Here is a 16,943-nt window from a genome sequence, read left to right on the forward strand (position 1 = left end):
TGTGCAACTTTTTCATTTGTAAATATTTAGATTCTTAATTCAACCAACGAGTAAATTTTATATATTGTTATTTGCTTTATGTTTTTGTAGCAGTGTCTTTGGACAGAGCCAGCAGATAACAGTATCCATGAAAAACCAACCTCTATTAAAAGTATTTGAAAGCATTGAAGCACAGACCGATTTAAGCATTGCTTATAATCAAACAAAGTTGGACGTGAAACAAAAGGTAAGTGTTGACTTTGCCCAACAAACCGTATCCTCTGTTTTGAATTCCATATTAAAAGGAACCGGATTCACTTACAGGACGGAAGGCAAACATATTATCATTGTACCGGTTCAACCTAAAGAAGAGCCATCTTCCGATAACAAGAGTAAGAATATATCCATTCGAGGAACGGTCACAGATATACAAGGCGAGCCTTTGATTGGTGCCAACGTTCTTGTAGAGGGTAGCAAACAAGCCACTATCACCAACTTCAACGGCGAGTTCTCATTGGAAGTTCCGGCAAATGGTAAACTCCGAATCACTTATATCGGATACACCACACAAGAAGTTCCTGTGAAAAACCAGACATCCTTCAACATACAGTTGCAGGAAGACACACAAACGATGGAGGAAGTTGTAGTTATCGGATTCGGTACACAGAAAAAAGTGAATATGACCGGAGCCGTAGGAGCCGTAAACGTCAAGGAATCCTTAGGCGACCGTCCTATAACCAATGTATCGGCAGCTTTGCAAGGTGTTGTGCCCGGTTTGAAGATCGAATCGGCCACAGGTGCTCCCGGCGATGACATGACGTATAATATCCGTGGAACAACTTCCATCAACGGAGGTGAACCTTTGGTGCTGGTCAACAACGTACCGATGGATATCAATATGATTGACCCGCAAGATATTGAAACCGTGTCTATCCTGAAAGATGCCGCTTCGGCAGCTATCTATGGAGCGCGTGCCGCTTTCGGTGTTATCCTGATAACAACGAAACAAGGTAAAAAAGATATGGCTCCCAAATTCAACTACAATAACAACTTCTCCTTCTCGAAAGCATTGGAGTTGCCGCAAAAAGCCAGTCCGTTGGAGTCGGTATTGGCCTACAAGGAGATGGGATGGGCGAATGACACGTATGTGGACGGAAAAAACATCACCCAGTGGGAATCATATATACGCGACTACCAAAGCGATCCTTCCAAATATCCTAACGGTTATATATTTGACGACAAAGGCAATTTGTTCTTAATGCGGGAAAACGATATGTTTGCCGACATGATGGAAGACTTCGGCTTCATGCAGAACCACAGTTTCTCCGTATCGGGAGGTAGCGAACGCACCAATTACCGCTTAAGTTTAGGATACACCGGCGAAGACGGAATTCTGATAACAGACAAAGACAAGTACAACCGTATCAATATGTCCAGCTTCCTCAGCGTGGATATCAACAAATGGCTTACCACTCAGTTGGATATCAGATATGCCAACTCTACTCAAAACAAAGTAGAGCAAGGCGGCCGCAACGGTGTGTGGGGAAGTGCGATGGCTTTGCCATCTTACCATAACATCCTGCCGTATGAACAAGACGGCGTAGTATATCCGGCCGAAACATCGGCTACTTATGTACGTTATGGCGAACCGAGAGTTATCAAGAAAAACGACCTGCGCACATTGGGACGTGTTATCATATCTCCGTTAAAAGGATTGAAAATAACGGGTGAATATACATTTAACCGCACTACCGAATACAACCGGATGTATGTCAACAAATACCAATACATCGGTTTCAACTTTACGGGAGTCTTGAACAATGTAGAAAACTCAAGTTACGCCCTGACACAAGGATTCACCAACTACAATGCCGTCAACGTATTTGCCAATTACGATTTCTCCATAGGCAAACACGATATTGCCATCATGGGAGGATATAACCAGGAAGAGAGCCACAAGGAATCCCAATGGTCAAAACGTACGGACGTATTGTTGGAAAACCTGCCTTCTCTTTCAGGTTCGACCGGTACGGCTTCTGTCAGCGACAGCTTTGACGAATATGCCATCAGAGGTTTGTTCTACCGTATCAATTACGCATACGCCGGCAAATATATGTTGGAAGCCAACGGACGTTACGACGGAACTTCCCGTTTCCCGAAGAACAACCGTTTCGGATTCTTCCCATCTTTCTCAGCCGGATGGAGAATCTCGGAAGAAGCATTCATGGAAAAAACAAGAGACATTCTTTCCAACCTGAAACTGCGCGCTTCGTGGGGTTCTATCGGAAACCAGATTATCCTGAAGCCTGACAATACCCCCGAAAACTATCCATACATTCCTTCCATGGCGCCTTATCTCACAGAATGGTTGGTAGACGGACAGAAAGCCACTACACTGGGAGTTCCTGCAATGGTAAGCAACAATTTCTCATGGGAGAAAGTATATACACTGGACTTCGGCGTCGACTTCGGATTCTTCAATAACCGCCTGAACGGTACTTTCGACTGGTATCGCCGCGACACCAAAGGAATGTTGGCTCCTGGTATGGACCTTCCGTGGGTAATCGGTGCTACTGCTGCCAAACAGAATGCCGCCGACCTGAAAACCTATGGTTGGGAATTGGAATTGAACTGGAGAGACCGTATCAACAAAGACTGGAGCTACCGGATTGGCTTCAACCTGTACGACTCACAAAGCGAGATTACGAAGTACAACAACGAAACTAACCTGTTGGGTGATAAGATTTATCGTAAAGGTATGAAAATAGGAGAAATATGGGGATACGTCACCGACCGTTTCTACACCGTAGACGACTTCAACGAAGACGGGACATTGAAAGCCGGTATTCCTAAACCGAAAGGAGCCGGAACTGTGTATCCGGGAGATATTTTGTACAAAAACTTCGATGACGATACAGAAACCATCTGGAGCGGTGAAGGAACGGCAGACAACCCGGGCGACCAACGCATCATCGGTAACTCAACACCGCGCTTCCACTACGGTATCACCGCAGGAGTAAGCTGGAAAGGATTTGACTTGTCTATTTTCCTACGCGGTGTGGGCAAACGCGATTACTGGCGTACCGACCAGATTGCATGGCCTACTGGAAACTGGGGTAGCTTATTTAAGGAAACGCTCGACTTCTGGACACCCGAAAACACGAACGCACACTTTCCGCGCGTATATGCTAACGATGCAGTAAACACCTCCTACAACCGTTGGAAACAGACCAAGTATCTGGCAGATGCATCTTACTTGAAACTACAGAATATCACACTTTCGTACACGTTGCCCAAAACGTGGTCGCAACGCATCTATTTCGATGAGATGAAAGTATTCTTCAGTGGAGAAAATCTCTATACTTGGGACCACTTGCCCGAGGGATTGGAAACCGATATGTTGAAGAAAGGCTATTGGGAATATCCGTTTATGAGAAAATTCTCTCTTGGTATCAATGTTACATTCTAATAACCCATGCATTATGAGAAAATATTTATATCTGATATGTACGGTTTTACTGACCGGCTGTCTTAATAATGATTTCCTGGAAAGGTATCCTTTGGGAGACCCGACCGCTGAAACAGCTTTTAAAACATACGACAACTTCAAGGCTTACGCCTGGGGACTATACGAAACCCTGCCTTCATTGGGATACGGTTCGGAAAACTCTACGGACGACATCTCGTACAACCAGACAAGAGGTTCGAGCGAAAGTAACTGGATTCGGAAATTAGTGACTATTCCTGATAAAAAAGACAATACTGTATGGAGTTACTACAGCTATATCCGCCGCGTGAACTTAATGCTCGACCGCATCGAAGGCAGCGACATGACGGATACGGAGAAAGCCCACTGGCGTTCGGTAGGATATTTCTTCCGCAGTTACCGCTACTTCTCTCTCCTGTCGGCCTATGGCGGCGTGCCCTGGATTGACCACGTATTGAGCGATGATGAGACAGAACTAATCGAAGGCCCGAGAGCATCGAGAGATGAAATAGCCGAACATATCCTGAACGATTTGAAAGAAGCCGAAAAGGGCATCAATGAAAACGGCGAAGGGGCAAACACCATCAACAAAGCCTGCGTACAAGCATTGTTGTCGCGTTTCTGCCTGTTTGAAGGTACATGGCGCAAATACCACGGTTTGAGTAATGCCGAAACCTACCTGCAGGAATGCAAGCGGGTATCTGCCGAACTGATAGAGAAGTATCCCAACGTAGCCGACTGCTACGACGACTTATTCTGCTCGCTGGAACTGAAAGACGTTCCGGGTGTGATTTTATACAGAGAGTACTCGAACGCTGTTGGTGTGGTACACGCTGTAAGTATCGGTGGAACCACTGCCTCATCGTTCTACAATCCGACCCGCGATTTGGTAGACAGCTATCTTTGCTCGGACGGTAAGCCGCGCTGGACAAGCGAGTTGTTTTTAGGCGATGAAGACCTGTACGATGAATTCAGCAACCGCGACCACCGTTTATGGCTGCACGTCACTCCGCCTTATACTGTAGACCGTAGCAAATCGAACGACGCATGGGACAACAAATGGGAATTTAATCCTAAAGACAAAAGTTTCATCGACAGCCTCAACACACGTATAGGAATAGGATACGGCTCCTCCAAAGAGCGGCAGAAAACGTTGCCGTTCCGTCAAGGATATATCGGCGGTATCTTAGGAGCCGTACCACACTTCGACTTCTTCTTGAACAACCAGCCGTGGTATAAATCAGCTTTCGGATACAACAACTGGAAATACTACTGCTGCTATTTGGACATGGGTAGCCAACGAAACGAGGAGACGGATATGCCTATCTTCCGCATCGAAGAAGTAATGCTGAACTATGCGGAAGCCATGTGCGAATTGGGCGAATTCGACCAAGACATAGCCAACCTCACCATCAACAAACTGCGCCCACGCGCCAACGTAGCTCCGATGATTGTTACGAATATCGATGCTTCTTTCGACCCGAAGCGTGACAAAGGAAACTCCGATTATTCGGGCGACTACGAAGTAAATCCCCTGTTATGGGAGATTCGCCGTGAGCGACGCATCGAGCTCTTCTCCGAAGGTTTCCGTTTCGACGACCTGAGAAGATGGAAGAAATGCCACTATGCACTGAAAAAGAAACTCGGACAATATGTACGGGCATCTGACTTCCCGGCAGGAACCAATGTGACAATTGATGGCGGCGCTGCCGAAGGATATCTTGAGTTCCACCCTCAACAGACTCATTTGTGGCCCGACTATTATTACCTCAACCCCATCCCACGCAACGAACGAGTGCTGAACCCCCAACTCGAACAGAACCCCGGCTGGGAAAGTGAGAATTAATAAATAGACCTTAATCAATTGAAACTGTCCAAAGTGTTTGGCACTTTGGACAGTTTATTCTTAACTTTACCTACAACTAACCATTATCAAGATAACCTGTATGAAACACCGATTATCCATTCTTCTCCTACTTGTATCCTATGCAGCCCTCACGTGCGGTCAAATCGTATTCCCCTCCCCCAACCAGGTGGAAATGAAAAAAGGCAAACTCAACTTACGAAAGAACATTTCCATGTACACTGCGGATACCACCGCATTTTACGTAAGCCTTTTGCGCAGCGAAGTACTCCGCGACGCTTCCGTCAAATGGCAATCCAAAGCATCGGCCGCCCACATCTGCTGGATGAACGACCCGTCGCTTCCGCCCGAAGGATATAAGATAAGCATCAATCCGAAACAGATGACCATAACCGCCTCCGGTGAAAGAGGATTCATCTACGCCGTGCAGACCTTGCGGCAATGGGTTTCGGGCCCGGCCGGAAAACTTACCTTTGCCTGTGCCGACATCACCGACTCCCCCCGTATGCAATGGCGCTGCTTCCTGCTCGATTCCGGACGCCAATACCAACGGATATCCACCATCAAAAAGTATATCGACATGGCTTCCCTGCTTAAAATGAACTATTTCCACTGGCACCTGACGGAAGGGTTGGGATGGCGGATAGAAATCAAGCGGTATCCGCGCCTTGCCCAAGTAGGAGGTTCGGTAGGAAAGGCAGAAGAACAACACGGATTCTACACACAGGAAGAGATACGTGAGGTAATCAACTATGCCAGCCAGCGCAACATCACCATCGTGCCCGAGATAGATATGCCGGGACACGCGGAAGCTGCTCTTTCCGCCCATCCGGAGTTGGGTTGCTTCGGGCTGCCCGTCGAAGTGCCGCAACAGGGATTCACCCAAAACATATTCTGTGCCGGAAAAGAAGAAGTGCTGACTTTCCTGAAAAACGTATTGGACGAAGTATGTGAGCTATTCCCCTCCCCCTACATCCATTTGGGAGGAGACGAAGCCCCGAAGGGGAATTGGAACAAATGCGAAGACTGCCAAAAAAGAATCGCTGCGTTGAACCTGAAAGACAGCCACGACCTCCAACTATGGTTCTCCGCGCAGATGGCAAACTACTTGAAGCAGAAGGGGCGCAAAGCCATCTTCTGGGGAGATGTCGTATATCAGGACGGATATCCGCTGCCCGACAACACAGTCATCCAATGGTGGAACTACCGCGGCCACAAAGACTTGGCACTCCGCAATGCGCTCAAGCACAACTATCCGGTCATTTGCAGTTCAAACTACTATACGTATCTCAACTTCCCGCTCACTCCGTGGCGAGGATACGCCAAAGAACGCACGTTCGACTTGAAAGACTTGTATCTGGACAATCCTTCGAACAAGGCCTACAATGAAAAGAATCCGTTGATTCTCGGCATGAGCTGCGCCTTATGGACAGACGATGTAGTGACGGAACGCATGATAGACCAACGCCTGTTTCCCCGCATCATCGGACTGGCAGAACAGATGTGGCATCAAGGAGAGCCACTGGAGTTTACCCGTTTCTACGAGCACGTGCTTCAAAAGAAGGAATGGTTCGAAGAGCAAGGGTATAAATTCGGACCAATTTTAAAAAGTGAAGTACCACAAGATTATAAATGGGATTAATTTCCTCACCGCATCACACGGTGGAGTGTAGTTGTACGCACCACCGTTTCAAAACTGCAATACTTAACGGGGAGATGTTCGGTCAAGAGCATCTCTCCGTTGTTTTTTCTACCCCTCCCGCTCTGCCATGCAGCAGTTTCACTCCAACCGACCGCTATCCTTCCCTCAAACGACCCCTTGTAAAGTTCTTCTTCACTATAGACAAACTTCTCCGATAGCTGTATCAATCTTTTTTTTTACCAATTGCAAACTCTAAATGAAAGTTCCGTTTTTATAAACGAAGGCTTTGTTTATATAAATGAAACTTTCGTTTATATAAATGAAGCCTTCGTTTATAGATTGCAAACAATCGGACAGAACTTTATATATAAAAGACCGGAAGTTTACCATTAAACCCTAACAACTTTGTTACTAAGGCTTTGCAGGCAAACGACCAGTCGTTTACATACGTTCGTCCGATGGATGTTCTTCAAAAAAAAGCGTATCGGGCGTTTAGATAAGTTCGTAGCTCGCCATCTGTATGGGCATGGCTAAATTAGGAAGCACTTTTTCCAACAAAATACCTTCGCGCGGGTCGTATTCATAGCCGAAGGTGGCACGGATACCTTGAAGGATAAACTGCGTGGCGCGGTCCAACGCCATCGGAAGGCTGTCTCCCTGCATCAGCGACCCGGTAATGACACTTGTAAACGTGTCGCCCGTCCCAGGATAATGGGCAGGCAGGTAGGGACAAGTCACTTTCCAATAACGGTCGCCCTGGCGGTTGTATGCATAGACCGAGGTTTTGTGAGGAACACCGTGCACAGGCACACTGGTGATAATCACCACTTGTGGGCCTTTGTCGGAGAGCAGGCGGAGGTATTCCTTCAACTCTTCGTCCGTATTGTCTGCCTTGTAGGGCTTGTCGAGCAGAAAGAACAGTTCCGTCAGATTGGGAGTGACCACATCTGCCTGCGTTATGAGGCAACGCATCTCTTTCACCATCTGCATATCGAAATTGGTGTATAGCCTACCATTGTCGCCCAACACAGGGTCGGCTACTATCAGACTGTCTTCGTGGCGGAAGTCGTTGATAAAGTCCGAAACAATCTGAACTTGCCTGGGCGACCCCAAATAACCAGTATAAATGGCATCAAACCGCACGTACAACTGCTTCCAGCGTTCGATGATGCGGGGCATCTCGTCCGTCAAATCCAAAAAAGAGAAATCGGGATACTGCGTATGGTTGGACAATACCGCCGTAGGAAGCGGACAGACCTGAAAACCCATCGACGAGAGGATAGGGATAACTACCGTCAAGGAGACGCGTCCCATCCCCGAAAGGTCGTGTACGGCAGCTATTTTCTTCACCTTATTAGCATACATATATATCTGTGTTTATTAAATCAAAACAATCAATACACCCCGCGCCCCGTGGGCACCCATCACTAAGGCCTGCTCGATGTCGGCAGTCTTGGAAGGGCCGGAGATGAAAGTTCCGAACTCATAATGCTGTCCGTCGAGCTTGCGGTAGGCCTCGTGCATGGTATCTACAATCCGGTTACGGTCGAGCAGGATAACCAATGTTTCGGAGATGAAACAGAGAGCCTTGTGTTTCGTTGCCTGCGGTACCCAGACGGCGCCGTTCTCGGCTACGCCGATTTCACCCTTTACGACTGCCACGTCTGTTCCGTCCAGTTGGCGGGGGTCGTCAAGATGGTCGGGATTGAAAGTGGCGCAAGAGATTTGCGGCAGTACGGAAGCGATGCGTACGGCATCGGGAAAGGCGTTGCGTATCACAGCATTCACATCTTCTCCCTCGCCCAACACCACCGCCGCGCCGCCCACTGCACGGCTGACTGCACAAAACTGCGCTATCTTGTCGGCATACGACAGGCTTTGCAGGGTTGCCACATCGGGCTTTTCGTAACGCTTCGACGTATGTCGGCGGATGCTTGCCAGTATTTCTTCTTTGCTGTTCATCTGGGTTCCTCCTTTTCTTGTACTTTATTTTTCTTCCATAGTTCGTTGAACGACTCTTTGGCAAATTCGGGCAGTTCGCGCCCTTTGCCCCAATCGTTGAGGTCGTTGTATTTCATAAAACGGGGCAGAGCGTTCGCCACCGGCGCCGCCCATAGGGCTGCATTGAACAGCGCCGGACGTTCCATCAGGAACTTCATACCGCCCGACAGTATCTTCTTCGTCCTGTTTGCCTTGCCCAGCCCATCCAACTCTTGGCGCCATTTATAAATCTGCTCTGCCAAGTCGACCTTCACCGGACAAACATCGGAACAGGACATACAGAGCGAGCAGGCGGACAGGTTATCGGCATACTTCACCGGATTGTGCGCCATTCCCAAATTGATACCGATAGGGCCGGGAATGAAATAGGTGTACGAGTATCCGCCGCTCCGGCGATAGACCGGACAGGTATTCATGCAGGCACCGCAACGGATGCAATTCAACGTCTTGATGTGGTCGGGATTGGAGAGCAGTGCGCTGCGGCCGTTGTCTACAATGATGATATGGTATTCGCCTCCTTCGCGCGGACGGCGATAGTGAGAGGTATATGTCGTTGCCGGCTGCCCCGTGGCGGAGCGTGCCAACAGGCGCGTAAAGACACCCAACGATTCCAAATCGGGCACAATCTTTTCCATACCGAAGGCGGCAATGTTCAGTCTGGGGTAGGAAGTTCCCATATCTGCGTTTCCTTCGTTGGTGCAGACTACGATATCGCCTGTAGAAGCCACGGCAAAATTGGCGCCTGTCATGGCGGCTTCGGCGTTGAGGAAGAGGCGGCGCAAGTTCTTCCGGGCAGCGTGCGTGAGGTAAGTAGGGTCGGAAAGCCCCTTTTCCGTTCCCATCTCCTTCTCGAAAAGTTCGCCTACCTGCTCACGTTTGATGTGAATGGCGGGCAGTACGATGTGGCTCGGTTCGAGATTCATCAGTTGCAGGATTCGTTCGCCCAAATCAGACTCTACGACATCAATGCCACGCTCTGTAAGGAAAGGATTCAGCCCGCACTCTTCGGCAAGCATCGACTTGCTCTTGATGAAACGATGTACGTTGTGCCGGCTCAGTATCCGGTAGACGATGTCGCAGTATTCGGCGGCGTCTTTCGCCCAGTGAACGATAGCGCCGTTGGTGGTGGCGTTTTTCTCAAACTCCAGCAGCAGTTGGTCGAGGTGGCTGTTGGAGTATAGTTTCAGTTGGCAAGCCTTCTCGCGCAATTCTTCCCATTCGGGCACTTCCCTGCTTGCTTTATCTCTCTTGGCACGTACCATCCAAAGGGTTTCGTCATGCCATGCTGCCCTCTTGCCGTCTTGCAAGAACGTTTCGGCAGCCTTCGAATGTTTCGTACTCATGACTGCGATGCTAATATTTCTACTATATGAATAATCTCGATGGGCAGATGCTCGCGTCTGATGACGCCTTGCATATGCATCAGGCAAGAACTGTCGGCACCGACAATGTATTCGGCTCCGGTGGCAAGGTGAGCCTTCACCTTGTCGCGCCCCATGCAGACGGACACCGCTTGTTCTTCCATAGCGAACATACCGCCAAAACCGCAGCATTCATCGGCACGGGCAGGTTCGAATACTTCAATACCCTCTACCATATCGAGCAAATTGCGCAGCTTATTATAATAAGGTATGTTCAATTCCGTGGGAGCCGAAAGCATAAGTTCGCGCACACCGTGGCAGCTATTGTGCACACTGACCTTGTGGGGAAAGCGCGCGGGAATTTCCGACGGCTTCAGCACATCGTGGATAAACTCGCAGATGTCATAAATCTTAGCTGCACTACGGCATACATGACCTTCTTTGACAAGAATACCGGGATGGTTCTCTTTCACAAAAGCCACGCAACTGCCGGAAGGACCGACAATGTAGTCGTACTTTTGAAACAAATCGTCAAAACGGAGTGCCAACTTCGCCGATTCGTCTTCAAAACCGGCATTTGCCATCGGTTGTCCGCAACAGGTCTGGTCCAACGGATAATCGACGTCTACTCCCAAACTTCGCAAGAGCTTATACGACGCCACCCCTACATTGGGATAGATGGCATTGATGTAACAAGGAATAAACAAACCTACTTTCATATCTTCATGTAATAATTTAAGCTACTTCCGGCGTATCCGCACCGACTGATGTCAACGGATATCAATGAGCTTGTGTGTTTGCAGGCTGAGTCTCCATCGGGGATGCTGCATTACACACGCCACTGTAGAAGCTGTGTTATTACAAGAACAAGGCTGGAGGAAAAAATGTTCGGCGGGAAGTTGTTCATAAATGCTTATATCCTGCCCTTCGTAGACTACTTTGACTTCGTCCATCCGGTCGATGGCAAGCACACCGCCCTGCTTGGGCGAGCAGGTCACCCAGTCGATGGTCCGGGGCAAGGGACGCGTACCGTTTGTCTCGATACAGACATACTTGCCCACACGGTGCAAGCGGTCGATAAATTCGTCATCTATCCACAGAGAAGGTTCGCCGCCTGTCAGGATGACGGTAGCGGCAGGATATTTTTCTACTTCGGAGATAATTTCATCGTCAGTCATCATCGTTCCCTCTTCGTGCTGCGTGTCGCAAAAGCTGCATTTCAGGTTGCAACCGGAGAAACGGATAAAGACAGCGGGAGTCCCAGTGTGGTATCCTTCGCCCTGCAAACTATAAAAGATTTCATTAATCTTTCTCATCGTCGTATGTATTTTGTTTGCAACTATTTCTCTTCTTCCGCTACGGAGTCTTTTTCATAGATGACGATGTTTCCTTCCGACTCCTGTACCTCTACTTTATAGCATTGGGGAATCTGCTTGCAAACCCAACGGGCGATATTCTCGGCCGTTGGATTGAACGGAAGTACTTCATTCAAATTCTGATGGTCGAGTTTCTCCATCACCACTTCTTTGATACGGGTGAAATCGACCACCATTCCTTCGGAATTAAGTCGAATGGAACGACAATAAACGGTGATAATCCAGTTGTGACCGTGTAAACTGGCGCATTTGCTGCGATACGGGAGCACCAACTTATGGGAAGCTGAAATCTCCATGCGTTTGATAACTGTAAACATTGCTGTACGTATTTTAATTGTTACACGCATCTAATGTCACCTCGATGCATCGGCAAAGGTAATACAAAATAGAGTTTTCAGTCAACAAAGAGAGTATTTTTTTCCTATTTTCGTACTATCTTTGCTGCATGAAAACTCTGTATATTGTTTTAGGAAGCATCTCTTTGGCACTCGGCATTGTCGGTATCTTTTTACCGTTGCTGCCCACTACCCCTTTTCTGCTGCTCACAGCCACCCTTTATTTCAAAGGTTCGCCCCGATTATACAACTGGTTGCTCAATCATCGGCATTTCGGCCCTTACATCCGCAATTTCCGTGAAAACAAAGCCATTCCGCTACGGGCGAAAATCATCTCACTCATACTGATGTGGGGAACCATGCTGTATTGCATATTCTTTCTGATTCCTCTGCTTTGGGTAAAGGTTCTCTTAGGAGTGATAGCCGCAGGTATCACCTATCATATTCTTTCTTTCAAGACATTGAGATAGTCGGAAAGCCCCTGCCGCGCATCTGCCAGCTTATCTTCCCAATGTTTCACGGAGTTACGGCCGATAATATCTGTAACATATTTCACCGAAACAAACGGAATCTCCTTCGAACGGCAGACGAACGCCTGTGCATAGGCTTCCATATCCACCACATCTCCGCTGACATGAGTCAGTTCCGTCAGAAATCCGTCGCCGGTATTACATATTCCGTTCTCCGTCCAGTGCTTGCAATATCCTTTTGTCGCAAGCAATGCCGACGAATCAATTTCGCCCTCCAGCCCGAACTCCTTCAATTTCGCCATATCACGGTCTACAAATTTCCGGCAGACAAAGATATCTCCTACCTGATGATTGACTGTTCCCGCAGTTCCGATATTCAACACCAAATCGGGCTGCACCTGACGAATGGCTTCGGCAAGATGAAAAGCGGATTTTACCTTACCGATACCCGTACGGATATAATACGGTTCCACATCAGCCCACTTTAACTCTACAAACTCGCCTTGAACGGCGTAGGTTACTAATATTTTCAACATACATTCTCCTCCATTTCATTGAACGTGCAAAGATATGTTTTTTCCCGACCATTGCTTATTTTATAAAGCAATTATTACCACAAATCAACCCTATACCTGCTATTTTACAGCAAAACCAACATTTTATCCCGAAAAGTTTTTGTAATATCAGAGTTAATCGTATTTTTGTGTACAATTTTGGTGTAGTAATGACAGAAGAAGAAAAAAAGTTATTGAATACCTTTGAGACGCAGCTACGGCATTTAATCTATCTGCATGGTGAATTAAAGCGTGAAAATGCTGAGTTGAAAAGACTTCTCGATTTAGAAAAATTACGAAATGAGAAGGTACAGGCACAATACGATGAATTGGAAGTCAGCTACACAAACCTAAAAACAGCTACGGCAATCAGCCTTAACGGCAGCGACGTAAAAGAGACGAAGCTGCGATTGTCTAAATTAGTGCGTGAAGTCGATAAATGCATCGCTTTGTTAAATGAATAATAAGAAGAAGATGTATGAACGATAAAATAAAAATAAACCTGCATATAGCAGACTCAAACTACCCGTTAACCATCAACCGCGAGGAGGAAGAAATAATAAGGGAAGCTGCCAAGCAGGTGAATATCAGACTGAATCAATATCGCGAAAGCTATAAAGGTTTGGAATCGGAAAAGATTATTGCGATGGTAGCCTACCATTTTTCATTAGAAAAACTGCAATGGATGCAACGCAATGACACCGCTCCTTGTATGGAGAAGATAAAAGAACTGACAGAATTGCTGGAAGACCATTTCAGAGAAGAATAGGAACACCGGTCATTCATATCGGAAAGAAAGAAACAACCGCGCACTGCATAATATCCGAGCAAGAATATGCTCTGATATTCGGCAGTGCGTTTTTATTTATATATTAAATTAAATGTAAAATGATAGCAATTATAGCAACAGCCATTGCTTGCTTCATCGTCGGTGGAACCCTTTCATACATACTATTCAGGTATGGACTGAAATCCAAATACGACAATATCCTGAAAGAAGCGGAGACAGAAGCGGAAGTTATTAAGAAAAACAAGCTGCTGGAAGTGAAAGAGAAGTTCTTAAACAAGAAAGCAGATCTTGAAAAAGAAGTAGCACTGCGGAACCAAAAGATTCAGCAGGCGGAAAATAAGTTGAAACAACGCGAAATGGTGCTCGGACAACGCCAGGAAGAAATACAGCGTAAAAAGATGGAAGCCGAAGCCGTCAAAGAAAACTTAGAAGCGCAACTGGTGATTGTAGACAAGAAAAAAGAAGAACTTGACAGACTGCAACAACAGGAAATCGATAAGTTGGAGGCCATCTCCAGTTTATCTGCCGAAGAAGCGAAAGAACGTCTCATAGAATCTCTGAAAGAGGAAGCTAAAACGCAGGCTCAATCCTACATCAACGATATCATGGACGACGCCAAACTGACCGCCAACAAAGAAGCGAAACGTATCGTAGTGCAGTCTATCCAACGAGTAGCAACGGAAACTGCCATCGAAAACTCTGTTACAGTGTTCCATATCGAATCGGATGAAATAAAAGGACGCATCATCGGACGTGAAGGACGTAATATCCGTGCATTGGAAGCTGCCACAGGCGTTGAAATCGTAGTAGACGATACACCGGAAGCAATTGTTCTGTCTGCCTTCGACCCCGTTCGCCGCGAAATCGCACGCTTGGCACTGCACCAACTCGTCACCGACGGACGTATCCATCCGGCACGTATTGAAGAGGTGGTAGCCAAAGTACGTAAGCAAGTGGAAGAAGAAATCATCGAAACCGGTAAACGCACTACAATTGACCTCGGTATACACGGTTTGCATCCCGAACTGATTCGTATCATCGGTAAGATGAAATATCGCTCTTCTTACGGTCAGAACCTATTGCAACACGCACGTGAGACAGCTAACCTCTGTGCAGTGATGGCTTCAGAACTGGGACTGAACCCAAAGAAGGCAAAACGCGCCGGATTGTTGCATGATATAGGTAAAGTGCCCGATGAGGAACCGGAACTTCCGCACGCATTGTTGGGTATGAAACTTGCTGAGAAGTATAAGGAAAAATCAGATATTTGCAACGCCATCGGTGCCCACCACGACGAAACGGAAATGACAAGTTTGCTGGCTCCCATCGTACAGGTGTGCGACGCTATCTCAGGCGCACGTCCGGGTGCACGCCGCGAAATCGTCGAGGCTTATATCAAACGTCTGAATGACCTCGAACAGTTAGCAATGTCTTATCCGGGCGTAACCAAGACTTACGCAATTCAAGCAGGACGCGAACTCCGCGTTATCGTGGGTGCGGATAAGATTGACGACAAGCAGACTGAAAACCTGTCAGGCGAAATAGCTAAGAAGATTCAGGATGAAATGACTTATCCGGGACAAGTGAAGATTACCGTCATCCGTGAAACACGTGCGGTAAGTTTCGCCAAATAACCCTGGAAGTTCAACAATCCACCGACTTTTATACAGGCACGGATTACACGGAAAACACGGTTTTAACTCAAACCGCCACACACGTGAAATCCGTGCCTGTCTGTTTTTCACATATCTCTCACCTTTAATTATCATCAACCTATGAAAGAGTATCAATTTGAAGTTTGTGCCAATTCTGTGGAAAGTTGCCTTGCTGCTCAAGCGGGCGGAGCCAACCGCGTAGAATTATGCGCAGGAATTCCCGAAGGCGGAACGACACCTTCGTACGGAGAAATATCTATAGCACGCGAAATGCTGGACACCACCCGTCTGCACGTCATCATCCGTCCCAGAGGTGGAGACTTTCTTTACTCGCCGACGGAAATAAAAACAATGCTGAAAGATATAGAAATGGCCAAACAACTCGGAGCCGACGGAGTGGTATTCGGCTGCCTGACTGCTCACGGAGAGATTGACTCCGTTGTCATGCACAAACTAATGGAAGCATCGAAAGGGTTGTCCGTCACCTTCCATCGTGCCTTTGACGTTTGCCGCCATCCGCAAGAAGCACTTGAACAAATCATAGAACTCGGTTGCGACCGCATCCTTACTTCCGGTCAGCAAGCCACTGCCGAATCGGGTATTCCTCTGCTCAAAGAGTTGCAGGAACAGGCAGCGGGAAGAATCATTTTACTTGCCGGATGCGGCGTAAACGAAAAGAATATCGCACGAATCAGCCAGGAGACAGGCATACGGGAGTTTCACTTCTCCGCACGCGAAAGTATTAAAAGCGAGATGGAGTATAAGAATGAATCCGTATCTATGGGCGGTACCGTACACATCGACGAATATGAACGAAATGTAACGACCGTCCGCAGGGTGATGGATACGATTCAGGCTATACATTTATAATAAAGAAGGGGCTTTGCTTTGGTTCTGACAAGTTTATGAATTTTGACTTTGTGGGAACAATCAAGCAGGGATGTACCGCTCCTACAACAGTACATTCCTGCGCTCAAAATTCCTCGCCTACACTCCATAACAACGAATCGACCGGATGCAAATCGCCACCCAACCATTCATACCAATGGGGCAAACCCCGCTTTTTCGGCTATATACTTTTTCCTCATAACTTCCTTTGCGTATCTGTCTACCGACTATAAACCACTTCCGAAACATTCCCCCGCATACGAAAAGAGGGTACCCATTTCCAGATACCCTCTTCACTCGTTTCATTTACAATCCGTGAATGGTCTTCATCAACTGTTCGCCCAATCCGATGGTGTATCCCTGCGACACAAAGACTACCCGATTGAACGTGTCGGCTATGATGAACATAGGAAGATTATTCCGGTTGGAAAGGTTCATGGATTTGGCTATTTGCTGCTGGATACCGTTGTCTATATCTATACCGTAAGTAATGGTAGACGGCAATCCCGGAAATTCCGCCGGATTGAATTTCTTATATTGC

The 16,943-nt window shown here is 47.3% G+C and carries 16 protein-coding genes and 1 pseudogene; 8 read left to right on the plus strand and 9 right to left on the minus strand.

Annotation, left to right across the window (positions count from 1 at the left end; genetic code table 11):
• Positions 1-127 precede the first annotated feature (127 nt).
• The 3 genes from QZ331_RS12820 (at position 128) to QZ331_RS12830 (ending at position 6,972) form a co-directional block, all read left to right on the plus strand.
• Entirely contained in the window at positions 128-3,448 is a 3,321-nt protein-coding gene (locus QZ331_RS12820) for a TonB-dependent receptor (RefSeq protein WP_294630914.1), read from the plus strand.
• A gap of 13 nt (positions 3,449-3,461) precedes the next feature.
• Positions 3,462-5,312, plus strand: a complete 1,851-nt coding sequence (locus QZ331_RS12825) for a RagB/SusD family nutrient uptake outer membrane protein (protein WP_294630916.1) — start codon at positions 3,462-3,464, stop codon at positions 5,310-5,312.
• Positions 5,313-5,412: 100 nt separating this feature from the next.
• Positions 5,413-6,972: a beta-N-acetylhexosaminidase gene (locus QZ331_RS12830; protein WP_294630918.1), complete on the plus strand. Its 1,560-nt coding sequence runs from the start codon at positions 5,413-5,415 to the stop codon at positions 6,970-6,972.
• A gap of 5 nt (positions 6,973-6,977) precedes the next feature.
• Here QZ331_RS12830 and QZ331_RS12835 read toward each other — a convergent pair whose 3' ends face one another.
• The 7 genes from QZ331_RS12835 to QZ331_RS12865 form a co-directional block, all read right to left on the minus strand.
• A complete protein-coding gene (locus QZ331_RS12835) occupies positions 6,978-7,199 on the minus strand; it encodes a hypothetical protein (RefSeq protein WP_294630920.1) in 222 nt (73 codons plus the stop codon).
• A 265-nt stretch (positions 7,200-7,464) separates the two neighbouring features.
• On the minus strand, positions 7,465-8,337 hold the full coding sequence (locus QZ331_RS12840; protein WP_294630922.1) for a pyridoxamine kinase: 873 nt from the start codon (positions 8,335-8,337) through the stop codon (positions 7,465-7,467).
• Positions 8,338-8,352: 15 nt separating this feature from the next.
• Positions 8,353-8,934, minus strand: a complete 582-nt coding sequence (locus QZ331_RS12845; RefSeq protein WP_294630924.1) for an LUD domain-containing protein — start codon at positions 8,932-8,934, stop codon at positions 8,353-8,355.
• Complete coding sequence (locus QZ331_RS12850) at positions 8,931-10,316, minus strand: lactate utilization protein B (RefSeq protein ID WP_294630926.1); 1,386 nt, start codon at positions 10,314-10,316, stop codon at positions 8,931-8,933. The genes QZ331_RS12845 and QZ331_RS12850 overlap by 4 nt, the downstream gene beginning before the upstream one ends.
• On the minus strand, positions 10,313-11,053 hold the full coding sequence (locus tag QZ331_RS12855) for a (Fe-S)-binding protein (protein ID WP_294630928.1): 741 nt from the start codon (positions 11,051-11,053) through the stop codon (positions 10,313-10,315). Before QZ331_RS12855 ends, QZ331_RS12850 begins: the two co-directional genes overlap by 4 nt.
• 51 nt (positions 11,054-11,104) lie before the next feature.
• Complete coding sequence (locus QZ331_RS12860) at positions 11,105-11,650, minus strand: radical SAM protein (protein WP_294630930.1); 546 nt, start codon at positions 11,648-11,650, stop codon at positions 11,105-11,107.
• A gap of 23 nt (positions 11,651-11,673) precedes the next feature.
• Positions 11,674-12,027, minus strand: coding sequence for a 6-carboxytetrahydropterin synthase (locus tag QZ331_RS12865; RefSeq protein ID WP_294630932.1), 354 nt, complete (start codon positions 12,025-12,027; stop codon positions 11,674-11,676).
• Positions 12,028-12,155: 128 nt separating this feature from the next.
• On the opposite strand from QZ331_RS12865, the gene QZ331_RS12870 reads away from it, so the two are divergent.
• Positions 12,156-12,515 carry a YbaN family protein gene (locus tag QZ331_RS12870; protein ID WP_294630934.1) on the plus strand — a complete coding sequence of 120 codons (360 nt, stop codon included), beginning with the start codon at positions 12,156-12,158 and terminating at the stop codon, positions 12,513-12,515.
• On the opposite strand, the gene QZ331_RS12875 is transcribed toward QZ331_RS12870, so the two are convergent.
• Positions 12,485-13,051: a nucleosidase gene (locus QZ331_RS12875; protein WP_294630936.1), complete on the minus strand. Its 567-nt coding sequence runs from the start codon at positions 13,049-13,051 to the stop codon at positions 12,485-12,487. The genes QZ331_RS12870 and QZ331_RS12875 overlap by 31 nt on opposite strands.
• Before the next feature lie 188 nt (positions 13,052-13,239).
• Here QZ331_RS12875 and QZ331_RS12880 point away from each other — a divergent pair, with 188 nt between their 5' ends.
• From QZ331_RS12880 to QZ331_RS12895, 4 genes are all read left to right on the plus strand, one after another.
• Positions 13,240-13,533, plus strand: a complete 294-nt coding sequence (locus tag QZ331_RS12880) for a hypothetical protein (protein ID WP_294630938.1) — start codon at positions 13,240-13,242, stop codon at positions 13,531-13,533.
• Between the two features lie 14 nt (positions 13,534-13,547).
• Entirely contained in the window at positions 13,548-13,838 is a 291-nt protein-coding gene (locus QZ331_RS12885) for a cell division protein ZapA (protein WP_294630940.1), read from the plus strand.
• Between the two features lie 119 nt (positions 13,839-13,957).
• On the plus strand, positions 13,958-15,493 hold the full coding sequence (rny, locus tag QZ331_RS12890) for a ribonuclease Y (RefSeq protein ID WP_294630942.1): 1,536 nt from the start codon (positions 13,958-13,960) through the stop codon (positions 15,491-15,493).
• A gap of 141 nt (positions 15,494-15,634) precedes the next feature.
• Entirely contained in the window at positions 15,635-16,384 is a 750-nt protein-coding gene (locus QZ331_RS12895) for a copper homeostasis protein CutC (RefSeq protein WP_294630944.1), read from the plus strand.
• A 324-nt stretch (positions 16,385-16,708) separates the two neighbouring features.
• On the opposite strand, the pseudogene QZ331_RS12900 reads toward QZ331_RS12895, so the two are convergent.
• Positions 16,709-16,943 (minus strand): annotated as a pseudogene (locus tag QZ331_RS12900) (transglutaminase domain-containing protein); the annotation flags it as partial.

Source organism: uncultured Bacteroides sp., from assembly GCF_910586915.1.
In the GTDB taxonomy this organism is placed as follows: Bacteria; Bacteroidota; Bacteroidia; order Bacteroidales; family Bacteroidaceae; genus Bacteroides.

Bases quoted from the DNA above. Each gene is read 5' to 3' on its own strand.
- QZ331_RS12820 (WP_294630914.1), top strand. From the start codon at position 128: ATGAAAAACCAACCTCTATTAAAAGTATTTGAAAGCATTGAAGCACAG.
- QZ331_RS12825 (WP_294630916.1), top strand. From the start codon at position 3,462: ATGAGAAAATATTTATATCTGATATGTACGGTTTTACTGACCGGCTGT.
- QZ331_RS12830 (WP_294630918.1), top strand. From the start codon at position 5,413: ATGAAACACCGATTATCCATTCTTCTCCTACTTGTATCCTATGCAGCC.
- QZ331_RS12840 (WP_294630922.1), bottom strand. From the start codon at position 8,337: ATGTATGCTAATAAGGTGAAGAAAATAGCTGCCGTACACGACCTTTCG.
- QZ331_RS12845 (WP_294630924.1), bottom strand. From the start codon at position 8,934: ATGAACAGCAAAGAAGAAATACTGGCAAGCATCCGCCGACATACGTCG.
- QZ331_RS12850 (WP_294630926.1), bottom strand. From the start codon at position 10,316: ATGAGTACGAAACATTCGAAGGCTGCCGAAACGTTCTTGCAAGACGGC.
- QZ331_RS12855 (WP_294630928.1), bottom strand. From the start codon at position 11,053: ATGAAAGTAGGTTTGTTTATTCCTTGTTACATCAATGCCATCTATCCC.
- QZ331_RS12860 (WP_294630930.1), bottom strand. From the start codon at position 11,650: ATGAGAAAGATTAATGAAATCTTTTATAGTTTGCAGGGCGAAGGATAC.
- QZ331_RS12865 (WP_294630932.1), bottom strand. From the start codon at position 12,027: ATGTTTACAGTTATCAAACGCATGGAGATTTCAGCTTCCCATAAGTTG.
- QZ331_RS12870 (WP_294630934.1), top strand. From the start codon at position 12,156: ATGAAAACTCTGTATATTGTTTTAGGAAGCATCTCTTTGGCACTCGGC.
- QZ331_RS12875 (WP_294630936.1), bottom strand. From the start codon at position 13,051: ATGTTGAAAATATTAGTAACCTACGCCGTTCAAGGCGAGTTTGTAGAG.
- QZ331_RS12880 (WP_294630938.1), top strand. From the start codon at position 13,240: ATGACAGAAGAAGAAAAAAAGTTATTGAATACCTTTGAGACGCAGCTA.
- QZ331_RS12885 (WP_294630940.1), top strand. From the start codon at position 13,548: ATGAACGATAAAATAAAAATAAACCTGCATATAGCAGACTCAAACTAC.
- rny (WP_294630942.1), top strand. From the start codon at position 13,958: ATGATAGCAATTATAGCAACAGCCATTGCTTGCTTCATCGTCGGTGGA.
- QZ331_RS12895 (WP_294630944.1), top strand. From the start codon at position 15,635: ATGAAAGAGTATCAATTTGAAGTTTGTGCCAATTCTGTGGAAAGTTGC.